Raw genomic sequence first — 21,153 nt, forward strand, 5'->3', positions numbered from 1 at the left:
ACCCTCCGTTTGTTAGAATTATCCCTTCAGAGCTACCGCGGCCGCTCCGATCAGTCCCGCCGATGCCGGATTCAGCGTAGTGAACGTCAAACCCCGACGAACCGACTCCATAACCGGCAGCTTCAGGCGTTTCGGAAGCTCGCGTCTCATCCACGCGCTGTCGGCTACGCCTCCACCCAGCACGACCAGTTCGGGATTGCTGACCCGCACCAGATTCAGGATCAGTTCAGCCGCCGCATCCGCTGCGTCGGTGACGATTTTGGCCGCCAGCGGATCTCCGGCTTCCGCTTGGGCAAACAGCTGCTCTGCGGGGACAAAGCCTTTGGCTGCCAGTGTGAGCAGCGGGGAATCCGGGTATCTCTGTCCCAGCAGCCGAAGCCGACGATCCATTCCGCCTCCGGAGGCGATGGCTTCGGCGCAGCCGAAACGGCCACAGACGCACGGCGTATTCCCCGTGTAATCCACCGTCATATGCCCGACTTCTCCGGAGTCGTTCTGCCAGCCGCGCAACAGCCGCCCGCCAGCTACGATACCGGCCGCGATCCCCGTTCCGATATTTATATAGATAAAATCTTCCACCTCCTTGCAGGAGCCAAACCTTTGCTCGGCCAATGCGACCGCTTTAACATCGTTTTCGATTCGGCACGGATATCCGTAGCGCTGCTCCAGCAGCCCGGCCAACGGAATCTCCTCTTTCCGGCCGGGATCGATCATCAGCCACCTGCCGGCAGCAGCCTCCACCAATCCGACCAGACCGACACCCATGGCCGCCGGTTCCCTGCCGATCAAATCGGTCGTTTCCAGATAATCGTCCAGGGAGGCATAGATCAGATCGACTGCCTGCCGCTGCGTCAGCGGCCCGGAGGGATAACGCTTTGAACTGAGAATCCGCCCCTCGCCATCCACCTCACCGATCAACAGCTTGGTACCACCAAGATCCAGCGCAAGTACGGTTTCTCCTTCAGAAATGGCCGTCATCCGAGTGTCACCTCCTTGTCCGGCAGCAGTTCAATCGCTTCGCCTAGATCGCCTCCGGGTACGGCCAGTGCAAACCAGGGACGGCCGGTATTCAGCACTCTTGCCTTCAGTTCCACCGTTTCACCGGGAGCCACGACAACTGGCCCGGAAGCAAGCTCCAGGTTTACTGCGCGAAAGGTAAATGCCACAGCATCCTTGCCGCTGACGGACAGCCGGATGCCAACGATACCGCTTTCTTCCTGACTTGTTGCTTCGTAATCCGAAAATACGTTGTTCAGCTCGTATTTGCGTCCACCGATCAACGTCAGCCGCTTGGTCATTCCCTGCCAGTGGAAGCGGTATTCACCGTTTGGCAAGCTAAGCCGGAATTCGCCCGTGCGCGGCTTCGTTTTAACTGTCGTTACTTTGCCGGTAGCCAAACACTCCGCTTCCAGCACCGTTTCCGGCGCATCCGACAGCCAGCCGTATACGGCAGCAGGCCGGTTCAGCCGACTGGCCAGCAGCAAATATCGGACGCTGGGATGCACCCACATCTCCCGGTACACGGCGTTGTTCGTTTGCGGCCAATACGGATAATCTTCGTCACGGTAGCTTTGAATGCCCACGCAGATCGACCCGCTGATTGGTCCCGGCAAACAAACATATTGCTGCGCGTAGTTATAGCCTTCGCCAAGCATCAGCGACTGGCCAAACGGATTTTTGCCGACCGTCCACTCCAGTTGATGCCGGGCCAGCTGCATCAGCGAAGCGTCACCCCGGACATCCGCCCCAAACGCCGCCGCGCTGCCGCCGGCCAGCACCAGGCCATTGTTGCCCCGGTAACTGAACCAGGTGGGGAACCGGCGAAGATAGTAGCCCTGACCCAGCTTCATGCCATTTTGTACCTGCTGGCGGTATTCCCGCAGCATCCCCGGATGGGCAAAAGCCTGCTGGTTCAGGAACAGCTCGGCGTCCTGATCCGCCTCGTCCTCATGGTAAATCGATGCCGGACTCATAAAATAAGGTGCAGTACTGCCGACCGCTGTCTTGTAATACTCGGTATAAAGCACGATAGAATGATACCAACGCGTCCAGTCGGGATGATCCGGGAACAATCGGCACAATCGGCTCAGCGCCATGATCGGCTCGTGCTCATGCGAGCGGTGGTTGTAATGCTGAATTTGCGTTTTCTGCTCATCCCGATAAAAAAATCCCGTCAGCGGCACTTCCCAATCCGGATAATCCGTCTGCTGGCAGGCCATGACCCGCCGGGCAATTTCCGCTGCCTTCTCCGCAAAGTAACCGTCGCCGGTAATCTCATGGATATGGCAAGCCGCGAGCACTCCCGCGCTATAGAGCAAAACCTTGGAAGAAACGCGCGCCGGGTCCATCGATGCCGTGTATTCCTCGGCATCCAGTTTTTCGTACGCAAAACCGAAATCTTCCACGGCAATCTGTCGCAAATGCCTGCTTTGGGCTGGGTCGGCTTCTTCCAGCACTTGCGCGGCCAGCGCTTCGGCGGCGGCGGCCATGAAGTTCTCGATCGCCAGGTTTTGCGCTTCGCTGTCAAGCTGGTCGCAAGCGCCAACGATGTGACTCGTCCAGATTGAACCTCCACTGCCCATTGCGCGGTAACCGTCGCCGAACCGGGTGCGGAGCATAAAATCCAATCCCCATTTCCCCTCTTCGATCAACCGTTCGAACAAAGGCGTATTGCTCTGCTGTTCGATAGCGGCGTGAAAAAAGGAATACACGGCTTCGGCGGTATTCGTCAGGTTCTGGGACATGTCGGCTGCGTCATGCCAGCCGCCGTTCGCTACAACGCTTTTGCCTTCGTGGTGATTCAGCACGTTGCCGTGGCAGTATTTATGTACTCCCGGCACCTCGTACCCGCATCTTTCGCAAAAAAACAGGTTGATGGTCTTCCAGATGGAATCGTCCCAGATGTCCTCGGCGATGGGGAAGGTACGCGTAACCTGATCTCCGCAAACGATCAGATAGCGGCCTACAGAGCGGACTTCGGAGAAATCAAGAATGGAAAAAACACCCTGACTATTCTCTAACCGTACTACCGCCTTTTCCAAGACGATCCGTCCAGTGACCGTATCGACCAGCTTGAAGCTGTCCGCCAAACCGGAGCCGCCGATGGCGGTCTTTGCTGCACCGGGTTGATAGCCCGAGCCGCAAAAGACGATGCTGCTTTCGGCGGGCTCCCAACCGCTCCATTTTGCCGTTCGCTCCAGTTTCTCCAGCCGAAGGGCCGCGATGTAAAAGCAGGAGCGGTCTACTGCCTCGTTTTCGTTGCCGATCATGTCGTAGCCGATTTTAAGGGCTGTGACCTTATCCCTCGCCACATGCGGAATTTCGATACTGACCTCATTCCATTGATGATTTTTCAAATTGATGTTGTGGCACCCCTCGCGGTTATAACGATCCGGCACCGGCTCCACTCCTTCATTCACCAATTGCAAATGCAGGCTGACAAATTTGAAGCCCGGCATTTCCGGCCGGATACAAAGCGAGATCCGGTCATATGCCGTCCAATCCTCATGCTCGAAATGCCTGCTGATGTAAGGCGTTGTGTAAATACGAGCATAGCTTTCGGGCCAATGATCCAGACGGGTAGGCGTGGAAAACTTCAAGGTTTTTTTGCCATTCCACAAATGTTCATCGTTTAACGATAATTCGGCTAGCTTATCTGCCGTCCAGGCATCCAGGTTCTCCAGCTGATCCAGCCTTTTGCTTAGCAGGACCGGCGTGCTTTCCAGCGTCTTTTCAAAATACTCGTTTTCATCCAAAAACAGCGGACGATGAATCATTTTGCTGTCTTGAAGCTGTTTACTGAACAAAAGCTTTGTCATAGCTGTTTTCTCCATTTCGGTTCTATTACCTAGACAAATATAACTGCAAAGAATAATGTGTATCGATACACATTAAATATAACAATGGGATCATTAGCCGTCAATAAGGAAATTTAAAAATAATAAATTCAAATCAACCAAATAAACCCATGTAAAACAAAGAATTAATTACATATTTTGCAGAAACAAAAAAAGTCTGAAAGAGGTTTTTTAATCAAAACCCCCTTCAGACTGGGTTGAAAACAACTGTATAACGTTACATATTAAATTTCATTTCAGCATATCAGTTGGCTTCAATCTTCGATATTGACTTCCGCTTCCATATCGCTTTTAGGCATGCAGCTCTCTCTGACGATCAACTTGGCATTCAGCACGATCTTTTCCTTGGGCAGATCGGGGGCGTTGATGCTGGCCAGAAGCTGTTTGATACCGATATATCCCAAATCATACAGAGGCTGGCGCATCGTGCTGATCGGCTGGCACGAACAGCCATAATCCGCCGGATTTTCATCATCGAAGCCGATGATCGAAATATCTTCAGGCACGCGGATTCCGGACTCCTCCATGGCCTGAATAGCGCCGAAGGCAGAAATATCGCTGGCAAAAAAAATCGCATCGGGCAGATTACCGCCCATGATCATTTTTTTCATTTCCAAATACCCCGCGTCGTAGTAAGTGCGGTCGCCCCGCAGATCGGAATCCTGCGCAGGGTGGTGTTCTCCCTCCGGGAAGGCTGGATACAGAATTAAATCGCTCTGTACCGGAATCTTGTAATCCTGCAAAGCCCGGATATAGCCGTTCATCCGCTCCAGCGTAATTTTCAGGTTCATATTGCCGGCCATATGGGCGATGCGCTTATGGCCAAGCTTGATCAAATGCTCCGTAGCCCGATAGGCTCCTTCCGCGTTGTCGATCGTGACCTTGTCAACGTTCACGTCGTCCACCGTATTCTCGATCAGCAGAAATGGAAAGGTAGAATCGGCCAGCTCGCGGATAATCGTATCATCCGAGGTCAAGCTTCCGTAAATGATAATGCCATCCACGCGCCCCTGCGTCAAATAGCTGATGTGGCGTTTTTTCTTCTGCAAATCGCCGTTTGATGAGCAAAACAGCACATTGTATTTGTTTTCCTTGTCAAAGTCCTCAGCTCCCTGTTCCAGCCCGGAAATCAGCCGGGCGGCAAACGGCGCGCACAAATTGTCCAGCACGATGCCAATGCTTTGCGTCTTCTGCAGGACCAGCGAACGTGCAATCCCGTTGGGCCGGTAATTCAGTTCCTTAATCGCCAACTGAATCCTCTCTCTGGAATCCGGACTGACCCCCTTCCGGCCGTTCAGATAACGCGAGACCAGCGTCGTGGAAAGTCCTGCGCGTTCCGCTACATCCTTAATCGTTGCCATTCTAACAACTCCCGCTATAGAAATAATATTGCCGCCCTTTACAAAGCGGATAAAGTTCTCCAATCAAAAATAGTGCAAGTCCTGGATGCCGTTTTGTTCACGATTGCCTGATATACCCGATCGCACTCCTCAGGGGTAACAAGTTCATAGATGCCGTTAACCTTGATGTCGCCGCTGCGAATCCATTCCATGCCAACCGCAAAGTTTCCGTAGTTGCTGCCCGGTATAAATTCGGTCGAATGACGAGGGATGCTCCACTCCCAGCCAGAGGTCAGTGTAATGAAGCCATAAAACACTTTACGAAAAACGTCATGCGCCCACGTATCCGTTCCCCGGTACCAGGGAACGCCGACCAAAGACAACTCTCCGCCCTTACGAAGGGCGTCCAGAGCATCCAGCGCGGCCTGCTCGGCGCCGGAGCATTCAATGGCCAGTCCAAACCTTCCGGCAGCAGAACATTCTCCCACCGCTGAGTACACTTGAATCAGCCCGCATTCCCGAGCGATTGCCCGTCGCCGCTCATTATGGTCTACCGCATAGACGTCATACCCGCAGTGCTTCATCATCTGGGCGCACATCAGGCCGACAATGCCGAGCCCTGTCACCAGCACCGGTTCGACGGGACGGATCTGCGTTTTAAGCATGGTGGTCATGGATACAGCCGGAAACCGGCATAACACCGCCTCTTCAGGCGGCATCCCATCCAGTACTGGAACGATTTCGTCATCGCCGACGATGTTGTACAAGCTGTGCGGGGCACTGGCAAAGATCAGCTCTCCCGGCTTGACGGATTCCACCTTCCCGCCCGTTTCCAGCACTTCCATTACCACCGCGTAGCCGGTCTCCATCGGGTACCGGTTGCCGCCGAAATAATCCATATAACCACCGCGCTCAGAGCCGGAGGAAATTAACGAAACGACTGTTTTACCGAATACTTCATGATCCCCTAGCACGCGTGCGTGCCACGTTTCCTTCACTAAAGCAGCTTTGGCTTTAGCTACAAATTTAACACTCAGGTTCTCGTAGCTGTTCAAAATGTTTTTCTCCCCCATGCAGCGAATTCCTCAAACGGTTCATTTGACTTTGGTCGCTAAAAGTAAAATAACGTAAAGAAAGCAAAGGATTAGGCGTGTGAATCGTTACACATTTAACATAGCATAATTATTTTGGCCTTTCAAGTTTTAGCCATCGCAAAAGCATGCACCATACAAAACAAAAATGCCGGCAAATTTGCCAGCATTTTTGCTATAAATTTCTATATTAAACCCAACACCTACAGTTCAACCACCATATGAATATCCTTCGGCTCCTTTTTGAACAGCTCGGGATCTACATCCTCCGTCAATTGGCTGCCATTGCTCTTATAAAAAAACACCGCTGAACGCGTCTCTGTAGACGAAATGTAGAGGTACTTCGCGCCTCTTTGCTTCGCTTCTGCTGCCAGCGTCTGCATGATCTTCGTCCCGATGCCCCGTCTGCGATAGTTCCGGGATACATACATGAGATCTACCTGAAGTCGATCCTGGTGTTCGCCTCGCCATTGATGTGCCAATACACCAAATCCAACTAATGTATCTGCATCGAACGCGCCGATCGCCATTCCCCCATTGCGCAATTCCAGCAGATATCTTCCCTCCATCTCATGCAGCAAATCTTCGTCCCAGCTCGGGCATTCATGGCCGGCCTGCAATTCTATCATCTCACCGTTCTGCATCTCGTAGATCAGATCAATATGCTCGGAACGATCAATTTCACTTAGTTTTCCTACTTGCTCTTCCGTCATCACTTGATAGGTTATCATTGTGAATCCTCCCGTTCTGCGTGAATGAATCATTTCAATCGATATTAATAAGCAGGTCTAGCCCTCCACGACTTTATGATGCAGCATTCAAGCAAAATGCAGGACGGGAACCCGTAAGTATAAAGGTCCTATGAATACGAATTGGAATTACCCTTTCACCTCCTTTGCTAATTTACCTTCTAATGCAATAATCCTCATTCTGCATATGGATGTCAACAAGTAGCATCATTATTTAATTATATTTTTTATCTCCCAGGGAATATATTCCTCACCAATATTGAATCCATATGCTATATTAATAGAATCTCAGGATTTTCCATATTACAATACATAAAAGTGTTTAAAAGACCATTTTCCAGCACCGAAATGTGATATGAAGTCAAAGCGGGCCTTTTGAACAAACTTTAAAAAGGAGACATTATGAAAAAGTTTACTTACTTCACTCTTATGGGATGCCTGGTCGTCCTGCTCGGTCTGTTCTCATTCACTGCTCCTACTTCCGCCGCCGCAGCCGTATCTTATACCCTCTATGTGGATGGCACGGTTTCATCAGCGAAAACTCCGGTCGTTGTAGAGAAGAATGTTACACTCATTCCGATGAAAGCGGTGCTGGCTGATCTGAAGTATGTCACCACCGTCGATAAAAAGACAAAGGCCATCACTGCCAAAAATTCAGCAGGCTCCTACATCACCGTAAATCTAGGCAGCAAAAAGGCGAAAATTAACGGCTCCAATGTCAACCTGGCTGCAGCTGCCAAAACATTGAGCGGAACCACCTATATCCCTTTGTCAGCTGTAAAGCAGTTAACTGGGAAGCCAATCGGATTGGATGCTTCCGAGGGGGTCGCCTGGATCGGGGAGAAGCCGGCAACCGCGAATCTTCCGGTATGGGGAATAACTCCGGAACAAGTTAAATCAGCGGCCGGATATTCAACCCTTCTTGATGAAGGTGGACAAGGCGATATTTATTTGCTGTTGTACCAGGATTCCATGGAAGACCCTGAAGAGCTATACGTTTTTTATAAGAATAAATTAGCCAAAGTGGTCTTTAGCCCTGTCATTTCCGGTCTTAATGAAGTGGGGCTAGTTGGCTTCTATGATGGAGCGTTTGATAGTTTAGTTAAAAGCTATGGGCAACCTATCACAGATGTCGTTGGCGCTTACGAGGATACGTTAGAACAGATCCCTCTGCTTGACGGGGGCTACTATATGAGCGAATGGAAAAAAGGCGACACGCTGATCACTCTTTTATTGCAAGGAACCGAAGATGGGTATTCTGTAAGCATGCAGTATGTGAAGGCATCGATCGAAGCTCAAGTCGAGGCTGCTTTGGATGCGATTCAATAAATAGAATGGCCCCTACTCTACTCAGAAGACTTCCTCCCGGAAGTCTTCTTTTTTTCACCCTATTTCCTCAAAAATCCTCTTCAACATTAAATCTCCAAAATTCAGCAAACAATTTTCAACATTTCCGGATATTTAGAAAATTATTTTCTAAAAGCGTTTACAAATTAAAATTATTTTGTTAGCCTAATAGCAACACAAGCTATTCACTTGCGAGAAAAGGAGCGAAGAACCTATGAAGCAATACGACGTAGTTGTAATGGGCGGAGGCATCTCCGGGGCTATGGCTGCCATTGCAGCATCCAGAACCGGGGCGAAGACGCTGATTATTGAGTCCCACGGTTTCCTCGGCGGCACTCTAACCGCCAACGGTGTCGGGCCGATGATGACCTTCCATGCCGGTGATAAGCAGGTCATTCAAGGCTTCACCGGGGAATTGATCGAGCGGCTGAAGCAGTTGGGCAAATCTCCGGGGCATATTTTCGACACCGTCGGATTTACATACTCGGTTACCCCATTTGATGCCGAAGCAATGAAGCATGAGCTGGAGCTGATGGTAACGGAAGCCGGCGGAGAAATTTTGTACCACACGATGCTGGCAGGCGTTTACACGGAAGCAGGCCGCATTACAGGCATCCAAGTCTGCAACAAATCCGGGCTTAGCGACATTCATGCCTCCGTCTTCATCGATGCTACCGGTGACGGTGACCTCTCGGCCCTGGCAGGAGTCGAGTACACCAAAGGACGCAAATCTGACGGAGCGACCCAGCCGATGACCCTCAAAATGAAAATGTACAACGTGGATATCCCAAGGGTCAAGGAATATATTCACGCTCATCCCGAGGATTTCCCGCTATACAACGGGGACACCTCCATTATCGAGAAGGCCCCTCGCCTATCGGTCGGCGGCTTCGACAGCCTGTTCAGGAAAGCCAAGGAGCTCGGTGAAATCTCCATTCCGCGTGAAAATATTCTGTTCTTCGAGACGAATAACCCGGGCGAGGTCATCCTCAATACAACGCGGATTATCGGTTATGATGCTACAGACGCGCACAGTCTCAGTCAAGCGGAAATGGAAGGCCGCAAGCAGTGCCGGGAGCTGGAGCTGTTTGTTCGCAAATACATTCCCGGCTTTGAAAATGCAGTTGTCGAGTCCACCGGACCAAGCATCGGCGTGCGCGGTTCGCGCCAAATTAAAGGCATCTACACGCTGACGGCTGAAGATATTTTGCAGCAGCGCCTGTTCGAAGATACGATCGCTCACTCGGGCTATCCGATCGACATCCACAGCCCGGACGGCGAAGGCACCAAGCATGAGAAGCTGGAATGGGGCGGCGTATACAGCATTCCGTATTCCTGCATGATCACCGCTTCCATACCTAACCTGATCGTGATCGGCCGCTGCATCTCGGCCTCCTTCGAAGCCCAGGCAGCGATGCGAACCACGCCAACAACAGGCGCGATCGGTCATGGCGGCGGCGTAGCCGCAGCTCTTGCGGCGCTCGAACACAAGAACGTTCAAGATATAGACATCAAGCATGTTCAATCACTTCTTAAAGAGCAAGGCGCTTACCTTGAAGTATAAAGAGGTTGTTCAAAAATCCGCTTTTGATCACGAAGTCAATCAAGAAGCTATTCGGCATCGAATCTTGAATTCAGCCGGGTCCTCCGGTGCTCACGTACAAACTACGTACGCTCCGCTCCTCAGACCCTAGCTTATCCAACCTTCTCGGTGCTGAAAACCGGCCTTTTTGAACACGTATTAAAATAACAAGTTGAACTAAGGAAATAGAACGGTCTTGGCAAAAGGCTGAAATGATTCTGAAGAAACGTAGTGGTCGCCTTTGTGAACGGATTTCTAGCTTGTTGGATTCTACTCAATCATAGAAATTCGTGAGCAACAGCGATCGTAGGAACATTTCAGCCGGTTGTCTTCATCCGAATAGTCATTGGTTCAACTTGTTCAATCACCCATTTGGAGAGGGGAAATAAAATCAGATGACAACGACAATGTGGTTGCAAGCCATCGGTATTTTGCTCGTATTTCTGGTGTTTGTCGGGCTGATGATGACACGCAAGCTGCCGACCATTCTGGCCCTGCCCTTAATGGCGATTCTGTTCGCCATCATCGCGGGCGTGCCGCTATTATCCAATGACCCCGAGGCGACAAGCATCGCCAAGACCATTCTGGCCGGAGGCTCCATGAAGCTATCCGGTGCTATCGCCGGTCTGATCTTTGGTGCCTGGTTCGGCCAGATTCTGAACAAAGTCGGTATTACTAAATCCATTATTCGCAAGGCGGCCGAATTGGCCGGAGATAAGCCTATACTTATAGCTATTCTATTTTTCATCACCGCATCCATTATTTTTTCCGCAGCTGGAGGACTGGGCATGGTCATCCTCGTTGGCACCATCGTTATCCCGATTATGCTGACGGCGGGCATCTCCCAATTCGTCGCTTCGATCGTAGTTCTGCTGGCTGTTGGCGTGGGCTCCCTGTTCAACGTATCCAACTGGGCGGTATATGTCGATGTGCTTGGTCTTTCGGTTGAGCAGATCGCCGACTACACATTGGTTGTAGCTTCCCCGCTGATCCTTATTGCTTTGGCCATGATCGTCTTCTATATCCGCAAAGACGGCAAAGGCCGCAAAGCCTGGGCGATGCCAGCAGCAACCCCTGGCGGCGGCGACAAGAAAGTGCCTGCCATTGCCCTGATTAGCCCGCTCGTACCGGTATTGCTTGTATTTATCTTCAAGATCGATATCGTCCCAGCCGTTATTGCTGGCGCACTTGTCACAATTCTGCTTACCTGGCCGAAGCGTCCGATCCATATCCTCTCCAGCGCACTTGTAGAAGGAATTCAGGATGTTGCTGGCGCGATGGGACTTATGATTGGCATCGGCATCCTGCTCAGCTCCGTAATGTCGCCGCAAGTATCGGCGGTCATCTCGCCGCTGATTGAGTCCGTGCTGCCAAACAGCCCATTGATGTTCATCCTGTTCTTCACGATTCTGTCGCCGCTGGCCATCTACCGCGGACCGCTAAACGTCTGGGGTCTTGGCAGCGGGATCGCCGCCCTGTTCGTATCCGCCGGCATGACGCCGGTCGCTGCCATGCTCGCCCTGCGTGCAGTCAGCAACGTGCAATCCGTCTCCGACCCTACGAACTCCCATAACGTATGGGTAGCCGACTTTACGAAGAGCGACATCAACGAGATTCTGAAGAAGACACTGCCATGGACGATGGCGTCCGTTCTAATCGCCGTTATCATCGGATCGTTTATGGTATTTTAAACCTTAAATAGTGGACTTTTTGAATTACCTTTATAGATAAAACCGGGTAAGGGCCTTGCGTAGAGTTTCTATTAAAGCTCGAGCAGAAGGTCCTTGACCCGTCAACTGGAGGAGGACATTATGGGGAGAACGAAAGTAAGGGTCGGCATTGACGTCGGCGGTACGTTTACCGATGCGGCACTGATCGATAATGAAACATTTGAAGTCATCGAGAAAATGAAAATCCCGACCACCCACCATGACCCGGACGGTGTGGCCAAAGGGATTGTGCAAATTCTGGAGCGGATTCTAAGCAGCCGGGGCATTCAGCCTGAAGACGTAACCTTTATCGCCCACGGGACAACGCAGGCCACGAACGCTCTGCTCGAAGGAGACGTAGCCCGCGTCGGCATCATCGGTATGGGCTCGGGCATCGATGGGCTCAGCGCCCGCTCCGAATCCAATCCGGGCGATATCGAGCTGGCTCCGGGCAAGTTCCTGCATACTTTCCATACGTATCTGGACTCCAAGAACATGACAGATGAGCAGATCAACGGGGCCATCGACGAATTGGCGGCCCAGGGTGCCGAGGTGATTGTCGCCTCTGAGGCCTACAGCGTAGATGATCCCACTAACGAGCTGCGCGTGGTGGAGCTGGCGAATCGCAAAGGCTTGTACGCCACGGGCGGGCACGAGATCAGCCAGCTCTACGGGCTGAAGACGCGGACGCGCACGGCGGTCGTCAACGCCTCCCTCATCCCGAAAATGATGGAGACCGCCAATATGACCGAGAAGTCCGTTAAGGACGCCAGCATTCAGTCCCAACTCATGATAATGCGCTGCGATGGCGGCGTCATGAGCATTGACGAAGTACGCAAACGGCCGATCCTGACGATGCTGTCCGGCCTTGCTGCCGGGGTCGCCGGGGCGCTGATGTACGAGAAGATCTCCGATGGCATTTTCTTTGAGGTCGGCGGAACGAGTGTCGATATCTCCGTCATCAAGAACGGGAAAGTCATGATCAAGAATGCCGAGGTTGGCGGCCACCGTACTTACCTGCAATCCCTGGATGTGCGTACGCTTGGCATCGCCGGCGGCAGTATGATCAAGGTAGCAGGCGGCAAGATCACGGATGTCGGGCCGCGCAGCGCGCATATCGCCGGTAAAGAATATGAAGCCTTCGCATCGACCGAGAATATCGTCGATCCGAAGGTAAAATTCATCAACCCGCGCGAGGGCGACCCTGCTGAATACGTGATCTGTGAATGCGCCGGAGGCAAGGAATATTCCTACACCCTCGCTGGGGCAGCCAATATTCTGAACTACATTCCTGAAGGGGATTATGCCCGGGGAAATACAGAAGCAGCCTTAAAAGCCTGGAAGGCGCTGGCCGATCATGTTGGACTAAGCATAGAGGAAACCGCCAGACAAGTCATGAATATCGCTATCGATAAGACGATGAAGACCGTCAACGAGATGATCGCGGACTATGAGCTGGACCGCAGCTTCGTTACATTGGTAGGCGGCGGCGGCAGCGGCGCGGTGCTCATCCCGGCAATGGCAGACCGCGAGGGCTTCAAATCGCAAATCGCCAACAACGCTCCTTACGTCTCCACGATCGGGGTAGCGTTAGCCATGGTGAAGGAGCAGCTGGAGCGAACGGTCGTTAATCCGACTGAGGAAGATATTAAGCGCATCAGAGCTGATATCATCGAGCGTATCGTGCAGTCTGGCGCTTCCGAGGAGACCGTCGAAGTCAGCATCGAGATCGACAGCCAGAAGAACATTCTCCGCGCTATGGCAACCGGCTCCACCGAGCTGCGCTCCAAGGATCTGGGCCAAGAGGCCATGTCCGTGGAAGAGATGAAGGCCATCGCCGCCAGCTCGATCGATCAGCCGCTGGAATCAACGGAGCTTGTCGCTCAGACCGGACGCTGGAACCTGTTCGTCAGCGAGAATGTGAAGAAATCCTTTTTCGGCCTGTTAAAAAAGAAATCCAGCTCGGTCAGCGTTCTTGACCGCGAAGGCGTCGTCCGCTTCAAGAAGAGCAATGTGCATTATACGAAGCTAAGCAAAGCCGCATCAGAGGCGTTAAGCTCCTTCCTGGACGATAACACCATTTATTCCGATGCCAATGCCACGATCCCGAAGGTGTTCGTCTTTTATAAAGAGAAAATGCTTGATTTGACCGGTATGCAGACGAAAGAACAGCTTCTGTCCATTCTTGAGATTGAGACCGAGATGCTTAAAGCCCAGGATGAAATGCTGGTTATCGCTTATCAGTAGCGGAAACCGCCTTGTATTTCTAACGAAGCTGCAGAGCGTTATTCCCCTAAAAACAACTAGTTATCAAATCTAATGAAACTGTGGATCGTTATTTGCGATAAAAAACAGCTTAAAGCCACTCATCCGGCTTAATAAGGCTTCCCTGTTTCGCTACAATTTGTAGCAGACTTTTGAGACGAAAATAGCGATATCACGTTTCGTTAGAGAATAATGCTAAAGATTCATGCTAGAGATTAATTGAGCAGAAATTGCGAGGAGGACGATGAAAAATGCCGGTGCAAGCTCTTATCCCTGATCTGATGTCCGGTGGCATGCTGTCCGATGAAGTCCTGGGCTGTATGGAGCTGCGGCAGGACCCGCTGTTTCATAAAATACCCGCGGAGAAAATTCCCTATTACGTCCATGAATCGCTGCAAGCCGGACGTTTGGCGGCAGCGGCCTACACTAGCCACGATATTCGCGCTATGTGCAGGGAAGCCGGACTTCGCTACGAGATTACGGAAGCGTCAGGGAAATTCCATAACGTCGCCTTCCGGGCACAGATCGATTTCTCCAAGACACCGCCGGAAATCATTTTGTATGCCTCCTCGCTCAAGGGAATGCAGACGGTCTGCCAAGAAATCCTTGGTGAACGGTCCAACGGCACGGATACAGACTTCGACCTGCTGGTCGATATTCATCTGGCTCATGAATTCTATCATTGGCTGGAGTACCGGGAGCAAGCTTTTACAAATGAGCGTTTAGCATCGATCGAGAGCTTTAAGCTAGGGCCTTGGACGAGGCGATCCAGCGTAGTGCAGTGCAGTGAAATCGCCGCCCATGCCTTTTGCAAAGAGCTGCTGGCACTCCCCTGCCTGCCTAACTTGCTGGACTATGCTTATTTGATCGAAGAGAAGCAGCTCTCGGCTGAGGATTTTATGCGGCAAATATCGACTTGTAAATTATGGATATAACGCACTCTCAATACCTCACTCAGTATGATATAATGGGAAAAGCTATTGCCAGACACGCCGGAGTAGTCATTTCCAGCGTTAGATCAGGAGGAGGTATCATGTCTTCACAGGTTCCGGCCGTCATCGCCAAGATCGTATCCCAGACGCAAAAATTAACCTACGGTGAAAATCAAATCGCCAATTTTGTTATACACAATCCGGACTTTATTACGCGCAACACGATCACGGCCATTGCTAATGAAATCGGCGTATCGGAGACAAGTATCAACCGCTTCTGTAAAAAGGTCGGATTCAAGGGCTTCAACGATTTTAAGATCGCTTTCGCCCAGGACGCCTTCTACCGGGATATGCAGGCCAAGAAGAAAGAGAGACGGGAGATCAATCCCATCGACGCGCTTGCGCTCGATTATAATGAACTGATCGTGAACACCTCCGCGCTGGTTACGGAGGAGCAGCTTACCCGGGTGGTCGACATACTTAAGGGAGCCCGGCGCATATTCATTATCGGTATGTTCGATTCTTATCTGGCGGCCATCGCCTTGAAGAATCGCTTGTCCATTATCGGCATTATGGCTGAAGCGGTCAACGACAGCCGTGCCATGAAGATCGCCGCCGCCCAATGCGGCAAGGAAGACGCGGTTGTCGCCTTCTCTCGCTCCGGTTCAACCAAGGAGATCGTGGAGACCGTCGCGATTGCGCAGGTCCATCAGGTCAAGACGATTGCGATCACCTGTTATGATTCGTCACCCATTACAGAGAATTCGGATGTAAATATCATCGTACCGGATAAAATATCGGTGAATAACAGTGCGCTGATGTCCAATCACATCACATTCCTGTTCGTCGTCGATCTGATCATGAGCATCTTCATCTCATCGGACAAGGCTTACCTCAAGAAGAAGCTCGACAGCGAGGCCGTTCTGGCCAGCGATCAAGCGATGACCAACTATTATTTATGAAGCTAAATATGGGTTCCATGAAGAGCGCCCTTTCCATTGCGGAAAGGGCGCTTCTTTATGGATACATCATCGAAACGACTAACGGACCGATGCATGAACCGACAATCGCACAAACCGTCATCGCCACCGAGCTCATGGAGACGGATCGTTCACCATATTCCAATGCTTTTGCAGTTCCTAACGCATGAGAAGCAGTCCCTAGACCAATTCCGATTCCAACTTCACTTTGAATTCGAAATAGCTGATGATCAAAGGCCCGCCAATCGCGCCCGTAAATCCGGCAATCATGACAAATACAGAGGTTAAGGAAGAGTCCCCACCTAAGCTGCTTGAAATCTGAATGGCTACGGGTGTAGTGATAAATTTAGGTAGTATAGATAGAATATATAGTCTACTATGATGGAAGCACTTCAAAACGGGCGGCTTTTCATATATCTCACATGTTAATCTCTTAATGATTTCATGATTAAACCGAAGTTTTTTTCGAAATCTTTGTACGGATTCACATTTTTTTGGCCATGAATTTTTGAAGCATAGCTCGCAAAGTTCAGTCCGGCACCGTAAATCTGTAATGCTCCATTTGCCAAATCGCCTTTTTGAATCAGCTCGATTCCATCTTTTAGGAAGTTTTCACTTTCGTCAAAGTGGCATTCCGTAATATATTTATCGCCTGAGTGATATAATTTTAAATTTTCTAGAATTTTATTTGCTGTTTCTTCACTAATCGAAGCCTCTACGTTCATTAACAATTGGTTAATGGGTTTTACTAGTTTAGCATATTGACTATCATATTGATCACATGTTTCAGCAATTTTAGTTCTTAATTCTTGTGCGTTCATCGTTCATCTTCTCCCAACATTTTTAGTGTTCTATATCTTCATTTGAATGAATTTCCAACAAAATTCTTCCTCTAGCGTGCCCTGTTTGACTTTTTTCATGTGCTTTTTTCACTTCACCTAAAGGGTAAATACGTTCAATTTCCGATGAAATGTTACCGTCCGCAAGTAGTTGGGCGATGGTCCTTAAATTGTTCATTGTGACTTGTTTCGTATTAAAATGGACTTGAATGCCGTATTCTTTGGCCTTTTCTGAAGAAAGAGGCTGCGTAAGGCTAACTAATGTTCCACCTTTTCTCACGATATTCCAAGATTGCTCCAACGTATGTCCACCCACAGTATCAACGACTAAGTCAAATGGATCTATAATATCCTCAAGGGCGGTTTTTTGATAATCAATGACTTCATCTGCACCTAATGATTTTACGAATTCAACGTTATTGGTTGAAGCGGTACCCACCACCTTTGCCCCGCGCCATTTGGCGAGCTGAATAGCAAATTGTCCTACGCCTCCAGCAGCAGCATGAATCAGAACATTTTGATTCGGTTGTAAGTTTCCTTCACTAAATATCGCCTTCCATGCAGGAGCGGCACCTGCTGTTATCGTAGCAGCACTCTCATAAGTCAATCCGTTTGGCATAGGTAATATATGTTTTTCAGTGGAGAGCGTATATTCCGCGTAACCACCATGCGTCGAAGAACCGAAAACAGCTTGACCTACTTTAAAATTCGTTACCTTTTGTCCCACTTTTTCAACGACTCCCGAAATGGAGCCTCCAGGAATATAAGGGAAGGTTTTAGGAAACACACTATGCAAGAACCCTTTACGCATTTTCCAATCAAATGGGGTTACCGTTGTGTATCGGACTTTGATCAGAATCTCATTGTCTTTTGGTTCAGGGAGCTCGATACGTTCATGTTTCAGAACATCAGTATCTCCATATTGATGTACTCTAATGGCGTTCATTACTGGTGAAGACATCATATTTCAACTCCCTATATCGATGTACCAGCTGGTTTTTTAAGGCCTAGTCATATACTATAGTAAAGGGATCGTTTATAAAAGTAGTAACATTTTTATAACCTAGTCACAAAAAAGAGACTATTGTATAAGGAAGGGATGTTTCATGAGTCTAAATAAAAAAATAAATTCAAACCTACCTGAAAATAAGTGCTCTGTCTCGTATACACAGCAATTAATCGCAGGAAGATGGAAATTAGTCATTATGTGGCATTTAAGTCAGGAAACCAGACGTTTCAACGAGCTTCAAAAGCTCTTGCCTGGTGTATCCAAAGGAATTCTAACCAGACAACTCAGGGAAATGGAAGAGGACGGACTAGTTCATAGAGAAGTCTATAAAGAAGTCCCGCCTAAAGTTGAATATTCATTAACAAAAGAAGGACAAGAATTCCTTCCGATCCTTACAAGTATGGGGAATTGGGGAGCAAAGCACAGAGAAATTCTAGAGCAGAAGAAAAACAATAAGTAAGATTCATGGATGGGAATTATCCCATGAGATTAGCAAAACGGAGGTCCCCAAAACGAGGAGCCTCCGTTTGCTTTTCTATGCTTTTAAAAATGGGTATCTGCGTAAGCTGGATTTGGATATTTGTAAAAGCCTTCGCCGGCGCGATCGTTACGATCCTGCTCACCTGGCCGAAGCGTCCAGTTCATATCCTCTCCAGTGCATTAGTGGAAGGAATTCAGGACGTTGCTGGCGCGATGGGACTCATGATTGGTACCGGCATCCTGCTCAGCTCCGTTATGTCTCCGCAAGTATCGGCGGTCATCTCGCCGCTGATCGAGACGGTATTGCCGAATACACCACTGTTGTTTATCCTGTTCTTCACGTTTCTGTCGCCGCTTGCTATCTACCGCGGACCGCTAAACGTATGGGGACCTTGAAGAATCGCTTGTCCATTATCGGCATTATGGCTGTTCAACGACAGCCGTGCCATGAAGATCGCCGCCGCCCAATCCGGTAAAGAAGATGCCTTTGTGGCATTCTCTCGCTCCGGTTCAACGAAGGAAATCGTGGAGACCGTCGCGATTGCGCAGGTCCATCAGGTCAAGACGATGGCGATCACCTGTTATGATTCGTCACCAATTACAGAGAATTCGGACGTGAACATCATCGTACCGGATAAGATATCGGTTAATAACAGCGCGCTGATGTCCAATCACATCACGTTCCTGTTTGTCGTCGATCTGATCATGAGCATCTTCATCTCGTCGGACAAGACTTACCTCAAGAAGAAGCTCGACAGTGAGACCGTTCTGGCTAGCGATCAAGCGATGACTAACTATTATTTATGATGCTCCATGGGTTCAAGAGGCGTCCTTTCCAACACAGAAGGGGCGCTTTTTTATGGCAAGCGGGGAATTGGATAGCCTCCCCTTCTCTCTTTGCCCGTAGATTGCAGCCGCACAAAAAAAGGCCACCCCAAAGGGCAGTCCTTCTTGCCAATCATCAGTCCATTAAGCGGCTTATGGATAAACCATCCACACTACAAACGGGCCAACGCATGAACCTACAATCGCACAAACCGTCATCGCTACCGAGCTCATGGAGACGGATCGTTCGCCATATTCCAATGCTTTTGCAGTTCCCAGCGCATGAGAGGCAGTTCCTAAGCCAATCCCGATTCCAACCTCGCTTTCAATTCGAAACAGCTTTATGATCAAAGGTCCGCCAATCGCCCCCGTAAATCCGGCTATCATAACAAATACGGAGGTTAAAGAAGAGTCCCCTCCCAAGCTGCCTGAAATCTGGATAGCCACTGGTGTAGTGATCGATTTAGGCAGTATAGATAAAATATATAGTTTCGAGAATCCTAATCCTGCCGCTAGAAGGAGTCCGCTAAACATCCCTACAAGCAGTCCCACCACCGTTCCCCCCAAGATCGCCGGGAGATTCTGGGCGAGGACCTTACGTTGTTTATACAGAGGGTAAGCAAGAGACACTACAGCAGGACCGAGCAGCTTGTTGATCCACTGACCACCTATCATATAGGTGTCATACGGAATATGAAAATAGATGAGTATCCCTACAACAATAACTGTCGCTGTAAGCGCGGGAATAAGTACAGGATTGCGAAATCGTCTATACACCCACGACATCATTAAATAAATAGCTACATTCAGTAGAACAATACCTGTCGCGATAAAAAACATTATATTTCCTTCCCCTTTTCGCTTAATCTCTCGCCACTCCAGCCCGCTTTCCTCTTGCTGTTAAGGCTAGAAAGCCAGTGACTAGAATGTGCAGCTGCAGCAATCGTGAGCACACTGCTAACGATAAGGATCAGGATTAACAGTAAACCTCTCCCACTAAAAATATCCATATGGTTCACAATCCCAGCCGTCGCTGGAATAAAAAATAACGGAAGATAAGCTAATATCGTGGTGGCACCATCTTCTATCCACTTCAAGGGGATAACCTTGAAAAGCAATAGAACAAAGAGTAACAGTAAGCCTACGATACTTCCGGACACAGGAAGATGCAATTTCTTTTGTAGATATTCCCCAACGATGTAGAACAAATATAGCAGCAACACTTGGATAATAATACGAATGATTTTCATGATGCAAAGATCCCTTCAAATTAAACGACCACCTGCCATAACAGGTGGTTGTAACTCCGACTAAAACTCATTTTAATTGGGCTACCTTATTAAGGGTATCAGAGTTTTCTTGAAAGTGTTAATGATATTCCGAATCTTATATGAAAAAATCATATTAGTTTTATTTAATCTCTTTAATTCTAGTTAAGTCACTGCTGCATAACACTTCAAGATTATTAAAGATTTTCTCCGCATCCCAATCCCACCACTTCAGTGCTTCGAGATATTCAATCATCTCATCATCAAAACGTTGTCTAATCACTTTACAAGGATTTCCCCCAGCTATACTATATGCCGGGATATCCTTCACTACCGTAGAATTAGCAGCAATGACTGCTCCATTACCAATATGCACCCCAGGCATAACCGTAACATTCTGTCCAATCCACACATCGTTACCGATCACGGTATCCCCTTTTATAGGAAGATCTTTTAAATCCGGAACTGCTTGCTCCCAACCATGAGCCATAATATTGAAAGGATAGGTCGTCACCGAACTCATCCGATGGTTGGCACCATTCATCACAAATTCAATCCCTTTGGCAATCGCACAGAACTTCCCTATGATCAGCTTGTCTCCAATAAATTCATAGTGATGTGTCACATGCTCCTCAAACTTCTCCGCCCCATGGATATCATCATAATACGTATAATCACCTACTATAATATTGTCTCTGGTAATTGCATTTTTGATATAACAGATACTTTTGATTTGTTCATTAGGATAAAGCGCATTCGGATTCGGTCCATGTAATTTCATAGTGTACGCCTCACTCTCTTTTTGGATCAAACATAGCAGGAATCAGATTTCTTTTCAATGAGCATTACATCCCGTTAACACCGCATTGATCCCGAGCTA

At 49.3% G+C, this 21,153-nt stretch carries 19 protein-coding genes and 1 pseudogene; 9 read left to right on the plus strand and 11 right to left on the minus strand.

Features of this window, described 5'->3' with window-relative positions; all coding sequences use genetic code 11:
* Nucleotides 1–18: 18 nt before the first annotated feature.
* The 5 genes from BN1360_RS24645 to BN1360_RS24665 all read right to left on the minus strand — a co-directional run bounded on the left by BN1360_RS24645 (nucleotide 19) and on the right by BN1360_RS24665 (nucleotide 7,019).
* Nucleotides 19–978, minus strand: coding sequence for an ROK family protein (locus BN1360_RS24645; protein ID WP_068782459.1), 960 nt, complete (start codon nucleotides 976–978; stop codon nucleotides 19–21).
* Entirely contained in the window at nucleotides 975–3,818 is a 2,844-nt protein-coding gene (locus BN1360_RS24650) for a glycoside hydrolase family 9 protein (RefSeq protein ID WP_068782460.1), read from the minus strand. The genes BN1360_RS24645 and BN1360_RS24650 overlap by 4 nt, the downstream gene beginning before the upstream one ends.
* Before the next feature lie 293 nt (nucleotides 3,819–4,111).
* On the minus strand, nucleotides 4,112–5,218 hold the full coding sequence (locus BN1360_RS24655; RefSeq protein ID WP_068782461.1) for a LacI family DNA-binding transcriptional regulator: 1,107 nt from the start codon (nucleotides 5,216–5,218) through the stop codon (nucleotides 4,112–4,114).
* Between the two features lie 38 nt (nucleotides 5,219–5,256).
* Nucleotides 5,257–6,270 (minus strand): zinc-dependent alcohol dehydrogenase, encoded by a 1,014-nt coding sequence (locus tag BN1360_RS24660; protein ID WP_068782462.1) that lies wholly within the window; start codon nucleotides 6,268–6,270, stop codon nucleotides 5,257–5,259.
* A 221-nt stretch (nucleotides 6,271–6,491) separates the two neighbouring features.
* A complete protein-coding gene (locus tag BN1360_RS24665) occupies nucleotides 6,492–7,019 on the minus strand; it encodes a GNAT family N-acetyltransferase (RefSeq protein WP_068782463.1) in 528 nt (175 codons plus the stop codon).
* Nucleotides 7,020–7,439: 420 nt separating this feature from the next.
* Here BN1360_RS24665 and BN1360_RS24670 point away from each other — a divergent pair, with 420 nt between their 5' ends.
* The 6 genes from BN1360_RS24670 to BN1360_RS24695 all read left to right on the plus strand — a co-directional run bounded on the left by BN1360_RS24670 (nucleotide 7,440) and on the right by BN1360_RS24695 (nucleotide 15,834).
* Nucleotides 7,440–8,366: a copper amine oxidase N-terminal domain-containing protein gene (locus BN1360_RS24670; RefSeq protein ID WP_068782464.1), complete on the plus strand. Its 927-nt coding sequence runs from the start codon at nucleotides 7,440–7,442 to the stop codon at nucleotides 8,364–8,366.
* A 232-nt stretch (nucleotides 8,367–8,598) separates the two neighbouring features.
* On the plus strand, nucleotides 8,599–9,948 hold the full coding sequence (locus tag BN1360_RS24675; RefSeq protein ID WP_068782465.1) for an FAD-dependent oxidoreductase: 1,350 nt from the start codon (nucleotides 8,599–8,601) through the stop codon (nucleotides 9,946–9,948).
* A 413-nt stretch (nucleotides 9,949–10,361) separates the two neighbouring features.
* Entirely contained in the window at nucleotides 10,362–11,657 is a 1,296-nt protein-coding gene (locus BN1360_RS24680; RefSeq protein WP_082790199.1) for a citrate transporter, read from the plus strand.
* Between the two features lie 120 nt (nucleotides 11,658–11,777).
* Nucleotides 11,778–13,922 (plus strand): hydantoinase/oxoprolinase family protein, encoded by a 2,145-nt coding sequence (locus tag BN1360_RS24685; protein ID WP_068782466.1) that lies wholly within the window; start codon nucleotides 11,778–11,780, stop codon nucleotides 13,920–13,922.
* Nucleotides 13,923–14,191: 269 nt separating this feature from the next.
* Nucleotides 14,192–14,875, plus strand: coding sequence for a hypothetical protein (locus BN1360_RS24690; RefSeq protein WP_082790200.1), 684 nt, complete (start codon nucleotides 14,192–14,194; stop codon nucleotides 14,873–14,875).
* Nucleotides 14,876–14,973: 98 nt separating this feature from the next.
* Nucleotides 14,974–15,834 carry a MurR/RpiR family transcriptional regulator gene (locus BN1360_RS24695; protein ID WP_068782467.1) on the plus strand — a complete coding sequence of 287 codons (861 nt, stop codon included), beginning with the start codon at nucleotides 14,974–14,976 and terminating at the stop codon, nucleotides 15,832–15,834.
* 55 nt (nucleotides 15,835–15,889) lie between these two features.
* Here the strand turns inward: BN1360_RS24695 and BN1360_RS24700 are convergent.
* The 3 genes and pseudogenes from BN1360_RS24700 to BN1360_RS24710 all read right to left on the minus strand — a co-directional run.
* Nucleotides 15,890–16,218, minus strand: a pseudogene (locus tag BN1360_RS24700) (LrgB family protein); the annotation flags it as partial.
* A 59-nt stretch (nucleotides 16,219–16,277) separates the two neighbouring features.
* Nucleotides 16,278–16,673: a hypothetical protein gene (locus BN1360_RS24705; protein ID WP_068782469.1), complete on the minus strand. Its 396-nt coding sequence runs from the start codon at nucleotides 16,671–16,673 to the stop codon at nucleotides 16,278–16,280.
* Nucleotides 16,674–16,695: 22 nt separating this feature from the next.
* The gene (locus BN1360_RS24710; RefSeq protein ID WP_068782571.1) at nucleotides 16,696–17,652 is read right to left on the minus strand and encodes an NADP-dependent oxidoreductase; all 957 of its coding nucleotides are present in this window, start codon (nucleotides 17,650–17,652) and stop codon (nucleotides 16,696–16,698) included.
* A 145-nt stretch (nucleotides 17,653–17,797) separates the two neighbouring features.
* Here BN1360_RS24710 and BN1360_RS24715 point away from each other — a divergent pair, with 145 nt between their 5' ends.
* The 3 genes from BN1360_RS24715 to BN1360_RS24725 all read left to right on the plus strand — a co-directional run bounded on the left by BN1360_RS24715 (nucleotide 17,798) and on the right by BN1360_RS24725 (nucleotide 18,987).
* On the plus strand, nucleotides 17,798–18,160 hold the full coding sequence (locus tag BN1360_RS24715) for a winged helix-turn-helix transcriptional regulator (protein WP_068782470.1): 363 nt from the start codon (nucleotides 17,798–17,800) through the stop codon (nucleotides 18,158–18,160).
* A gap of 77 nt (nucleotides 18,161–18,237) precedes the next feature.
* A complete protein-coding gene (locus BN1360_RS24720; protein ID WP_068782471.1) occupies nucleotides 18,238–18,576 on the plus strand; it encodes a hypothetical protein in 339 nt (112 codons plus the stop codon).
* A 51-nt stretch (nucleotides 18,577–18,627) separates the two neighbouring features.
* A complete protein-coding gene (locus BN1360_RS24725; RefSeq protein ID WP_229521103.1) occupies nucleotides 18,628–18,987 on the plus strand; it encodes an SIS domain-containing protein in 360 nt (119 codons plus the stop codon).
* 171 nt (nucleotides 18,988–19,158) lie between these two features.
* On the opposite strand, the gene BN1360_RS24730 is transcribed toward BN1360_RS24725, so the two are convergent.
* From BN1360_RS24730 to BN1360_RS24740, 3 genes are all read right to left on the minus strand, one after another.
* Nucleotides 19,159–19,845, minus strand: coding sequence for an LrgB family protein (locus BN1360_RS24730; RefSeq protein WP_068782472.1), 687 nt, complete (start codon nucleotides 19,843–19,845; stop codon nucleotides 19,159–19,161).
* Nucleotides 19,845–20,255, minus strand: coding sequence for a CidA/LrgA family holin-like protein (locus BN1360_RS24735; protein WP_068782473.1), 411 nt, complete (start codon nucleotides 20,253–20,255; stop codon nucleotides 19,845–19,847). Before BN1360_RS24735 ends, BN1360_RS24730 begins: the two co-directional genes overlap by 1 nt.
* A gap of 160 nt (nucleotides 20,256–20,415) precedes the next feature.
* The gene (locus tag BN1360_RS24740; RefSeq protein WP_068782474.1) at nucleotides 20,416–21,054 is read right to left on the minus strand and encodes a Vat family streptogramin A O-acetyltransferase; all 639 of its coding nucleotides are present in this window, start codon (nucleotides 21,052–21,054) and stop codon (nucleotides 20,416–20,418) included.
* Between the last annotated feature and the right edge of the window lie 99 nt (nucleotides 21,055–21,153).

Origin of the sequence: Paenibacillus sp. GM2 (assembly GCF_900069005.2) — a bacterium.
GTDB lineage: Bacteria > Bacillota > Bacilli > Paenibacillales > Paenibacillaceae > Fontibacillus.

Coding starts and splice junctions, on each gene's coding strand:
- BN1360_RS24740 (WP_068782474.1), bottom strand. CDS start 21,054: ATGAAATTACATGGACCGAATCCGAATGCGCTTTATCCTAATGAACAA.
- BN1360_RS24725 (WP_229521103.1), top strand. CDS start 18,628: ATGAAGATCGCCGCCGCCCAATCCGGTAAAGAAGATGCCTTTGTGGCA.
- BN1360_RS24730 (WP_068782472.1), bottom strand. CDS start 19,845: ATGTTTTTTATCGCGACAGGTATTGTTCTACTGAATGTAGCTATTTAT.
- BN1360_RS24685 (WP_068782466.1), top strand. CDS start 11,778: ATGGGGAGAACGAAAGTAAGGGTCGGCATTGACGTCGGCGGTACGTTT.
- BN1360_RS24655 (WP_068782461.1), bottom strand. CDS start 5,218: ATGGCAACGATTAAGGATGTAGCGGAACGCGCAGGACTTTCCACGACG.
- BN1360_RS24660 (WP_068782462.1), bottom strand. CDS start 6,270: ATGGGGGAGAAAAACATTTTGAACAGCTACGAGAACCTGAGTGTTAAA.
- BN1360_RS24650 (WP_068782460.1), bottom strand. CDS start 3,818: ATGACAAAGCTTTTGTTCAGTAAACAGCTTCAAGACAGCAAAATGATT.
- BN1360_RS24670 (WP_068782464.1), top strand. CDS start 7,440: ATGAAAAAGTTTACTTACTTCACTCTTATGGGATGCCTGGTCGTCCTG.
- BN1360_RS24720 (WP_068782471.1), top strand. CDS start 18,238: ATGCTTTTAAAAATGGGTATCTGCGTAAGCTGGATTTGGATATTTGTA.
- BN1360_RS24645 (WP_068782459.1), bottom strand. CDS start 978: ATGACGGCCATTTCTGAAGGAGAAACCGTACTTGCGCTGGATCTTGGT.
- BN1360_RS24695 (WP_068782467.1), top strand. CDS start 14,974: ATGTCTTCACAGGTTCCGGCCGTCATCGCCAAGATCGTATCCCAGACG.
- BN1360_RS24715 (WP_068782470.1), top strand. CDS start 17,798: ATGAGTCTAAATAAAAAAATAAATTCAAACCTACCTGAAAATAAGTGC.
- BN1360_RS24735 (WP_068782473.1), bottom strand. CDS start 20,255: ATGAAAATCATTCGTATTATTATCCAAGTGTTGCTGCTATATTTGTTC.
- BN1360_RS24680 (WP_082790199.1), top strand. CDS start 10,362: ATGACAACGACAATGTGGTTGCAAGCCATCGGTATTTTGCTCGTATTT.
- BN1360_RS24710 (WP_068782571.1), bottom strand. CDS start 17,652: ATGTCTTCACCAGTAATGAACGCCATTAGAGTACATCAATATGGAGAT.
- BN1360_RS24690 (WP_082790200.1), top strand. CDS start 14,192: ATGCCGGTGCAAGCTCTTATCCCTGATCTGATGTCCGGTGGCATGCTG.
- BN1360_RS24675 (WP_068782465.1), top strand. CDS start 8,599: ATGAAGCAATACGACGTAGTTGTAATGGGCGGAGGCATCTCCGGGGCT.
- BN1360_RS24705 (WP_068782469.1), bottom strand. CDS start 16,673: ATGAACGCACAAGAATTAAGAACTAAAATTGCTGAAACATGTGATCAA.
- BN1360_RS24665 (WP_068782463.1), bottom strand. CDS start 7,019: ATGATAACCTATCAAGTGATGACGGAAGAGCAAGTAGGAAAACTAAGT.